Source organism: Winkia sp. C0117E2, from assembly GCF_056590455.1.
Map to the genome: position 1 here is coordinate 1 of NZ_JBWPWD010000010.1, position 3411 is coordinate 3411.

The 3411-nt window shown below is 50.7% G+C and carries 2 protein-coding genes; both read left to right on the forward strand.

Annotation, left to right across the window (positions count from 1 at the left end; genetic code table 11):
• Positions 1-847: Rib/alpha-like domain-containing protein (locus AC1EKG_RS10390; protein WP_285444648.1), on the forward strand; the 847-nt coding region annotated here is incomplete at its 5' end.
• A gap of 723 nt (positions 848-1570) precedes the next feature.
• The coding region (locus AC1EKG_RS10395) for a Rib/alpha-like domain-containing protein (RefSeq protein WP_285444649.1) at positions 1571-3411 on the forward strand (1841 nt) is incomplete at its 3' end.

Below are 3411 nucleotides of genomic sequence, written 5' to 3' on the forward strand. Positions count from 1 at the left end.
TGTGGTGACTTATCCGGATGGGTCTACTGACACTGTTGAGGTTCCGGTTAAGGTTGGTGCGGCTGATAAGCCTGTTGATCCTGAGGATACTTCGAGTGTGGTTGAGCCTGTTTATCCGCCGGTGAAGGGGGATACTTCTTCTGAGGTTCCGACCTTTGTTGACGGTGATGGCAATGAGGTAGATAAGCCTGCTGCTGGCGAGGGTCAGGATGAGGTGAAGTTCGATCCTGGTGAGGATGCTCCCGATGGGGCTCAGGTTGATCCGGATAGTGGTGTTGTTACTATTCCGGAGGTTCCTGCTAAGGGGGAGGATCCTGTGGTTGTTCCGGTTGTGGTGACTTATCCGGATGGGACTACCGATACCACCACGGTCAAGTTCGAACCAGAACCAGCCGAAGAAGGTCAGCCGTCCTGGGATTCAGTAGAACTGAAGCCGGGTGAGGAAACCTCCATACCCAATAAGGGCGAAAAGATATCCGGTGCGACTGTTGAAACGGAAGGTCCTGGAACAGCTCAAATTGACGACGAGGGCAATATTAAGGTTCTCGCTGATCAAGATGCTAAGCCCGGGGACAGAATAACGGTGACGGTAAAGGACCGGAGCGGGAAGATAGTCGGCAAACTAGTCGTTACGATCGCTCAGTCCGATAAGCCGAGCAAACCTGAAAAACCAGGAAAGGAAACTAGTACTGGTAATGGTGGGCATTCTGAAACCACAACAACCGTAGTTGGTCAGCCGAGCTTGGCATCTACCGGCACAGCGGTGCTTGGCTATGGCGCCGCATCGGTTGCGTTGTTACTGGCAGGCGCAGGCATAGTGGCATATTCCCGCCGTAGGAAGGAATAGTAAACCGCTGTAGTGTTCCCGCCCCTCTGAAGATTTTCTTCGGAGGGGCGCACTATCTTAAATGCTCTGTCGTGCAGTCTCGAATTATAGGGTGCCGGTAAACACTGACGAAGTAATTGATATAGCAGCTTAGGTAAAAGATTTGCTGTTCCGGGGCCTTAGTGACCGCATAAAGCTAAAGCCAATGGTATTCGACAATAATTCAGATAGACCTGATACGTGCTCCAAATCCAATAAATAATGTATCGCTATATGAGACGAGTCGTCTCTTGTGAGCAGCGCCATGTGTGCGCGTGAATGACACGGTTGCCACATTTTGCACATACTACTAGTAGTAAGAGTTGCCATGGCTGCAATCGTGAGGCGCATCAAATATTTGAGGTAGCGCCAAACATGCAATCCTAATTCTTGTATTGCAGACACAAGTGAATGGAAAATGAAACCTTCCGGAAATACATTAGTGAATTAAAATTAGTTTATTGAATGTAGACTGAATGTTTTTAAAACCTATTGTTATCCCACAAATAAGACCCTAGCCTGAGGCATACAGCGAAGTCGGTACTGATCTCGAGGCAATCCTTCGAACTTAGTTGCCGCCTGATAACCAGATGCGGTTGTCAGCTCTCACGAATTTTTCCTCAGGAGAAACGTTCTATGAACAATGTTTCAAGGTTCTTATTACTAGCGCCTCGATCGGTACTTGCGACGTTAGGTGTGGCGGCTATGACCGCAGGTGGTTTGGTGCTGGCTCCGGCGGTGGCGCCAACTAATGCTGCGGCTGAACAGGCTCCAATATTGAGTGCAGGCGAGTGGCTAAAGAAGGGCACTGTCAATGGGTACGTTTTCGTTGACCGTGTTGGCAACCGCACCACCAAGCAGCCTGACGATGTTCCGCTATCAAATGTGAAGGTTTACGCGCAGTGGAAGGACGCCGATGGCGTGGTTTCCCCGGTTTACACTGCGAATACAAAATCTGATGGTTCTTATTCAATCGCCCTTCCTGACTGGAAAGATGCAAATGGTAGGAGCCACAAGTTCAAATCTCACATAGGCCAGCAGCTGCGTACTTGGTTCGACAACCCGGATCCTTCGAAGTACTGGAAGTCCTTCAGTGAAGCTGATGGGAACTTCGGTTCTGTAGGAGACCGTTACCAGTCGACTTGGCTGGATCTATCCCATGTCTACAACCAGAACATGACCGTTCAGGAAATTCCGCAGACGGATCAGATGCACAAAGCTAGGGCTGACTGGAAAAAATCTACCCGTAAGGGTGGCGGCGGAGATGTCACGGGGGCCGTCTTCTATGACATGCGCGGCGCTTTCGGCAATACGGCAGCGCCCACTGCAAGCGAAAAAATCTATGGCGATGTAGGCGTTCCGGGTACCACGGTCGTAGGTTCGTATGTGCAGGACGAAGTGGCGCGACGCTTCGACCAGTGGAAGAAGGCTCATAAGGGATTCTCCTTTGATGAGTTCACTGCTGCGCAACGCGAGATCATCAAAAAGTATGAGGCAGAGACTGGTAAATCTGCCATTGCCGAGACTGTTTACGATGTGACAGATAATGAAGGCAGGTACCACCTACAGTTCGACGGTCTAGGCGGCACAAGCTACCGCGATAAGGGTATCTCTACGCTCGCGTGGGGTGAACCCGTTCCTGCCAACAAGGGGTCGTGGGCTGCTGGAAACATGCAAAGCAAGCATGTAAACACTGGCTACATGTATGTCTCCCCAGTTCTTCCTGAGGGCTTGGGTGCGGCTATGAATAACTTCCAGTCGAACCGATACCAATTTGGCGGTGAAGAGGTCGGTTACGCTACAGCACCAGGGCTATCGAATGTGGAAAATGTTCGCTTTGCTCTGAAAATGCAGGATCTGGTGTTTGACGTGACCGACTACAACACCACGGATAAACCTGCCACCCCAGGCACCACCGTCAATACAAAGACGGCTGGCACCTTCCCAAACACGGATTATGACATTGTCTGGACTGACGACAAAGGCAAGGAAGTAGGCTCATGTACCGCCACCTCAAGTAATTTGGGTGTTTTAGAGCCATGCGCGTTTGTCGTTCCGAAGGATCTAGATCAGCCGACCACCTACACTGCTCAGCTATACCCTAAGGGCATTCGTAAAACTGCTTTAGCTGCAGACTCTTTCACAGCGAAAGTAACTCCCGAATACAAGCAGACCAGCGTCGAACCTGGCAAATCCACAACTGTAGATACCCCCTTGCATAGCGAAAATGGGACTAAGCCTGCGAAGGGCACCAAGTTCGCGCCGGCGAATATCGATAAGGATGAGATTCCTGAAGGTGCCGTCAAGGAAATTCCCAAGTGGGCAACAGTCAATGGGGATGGCACTATTGCAGTGTCTCCGGATGCGGGCGTGCCTGAGGGCGACTACAACATCCCAGTCAAGGTGACCTACCCGAATGGTGTTGAAAAAGTAGTATTAGCGCCCATTCATGTTGGCAAGAAACAGATCACTGATTCGGTTGATCCGAAGTATGCGCAGGATACTGTGGTCAAGGCTGGGGAGTCTGGGACTGTTGTGGCTCCTAA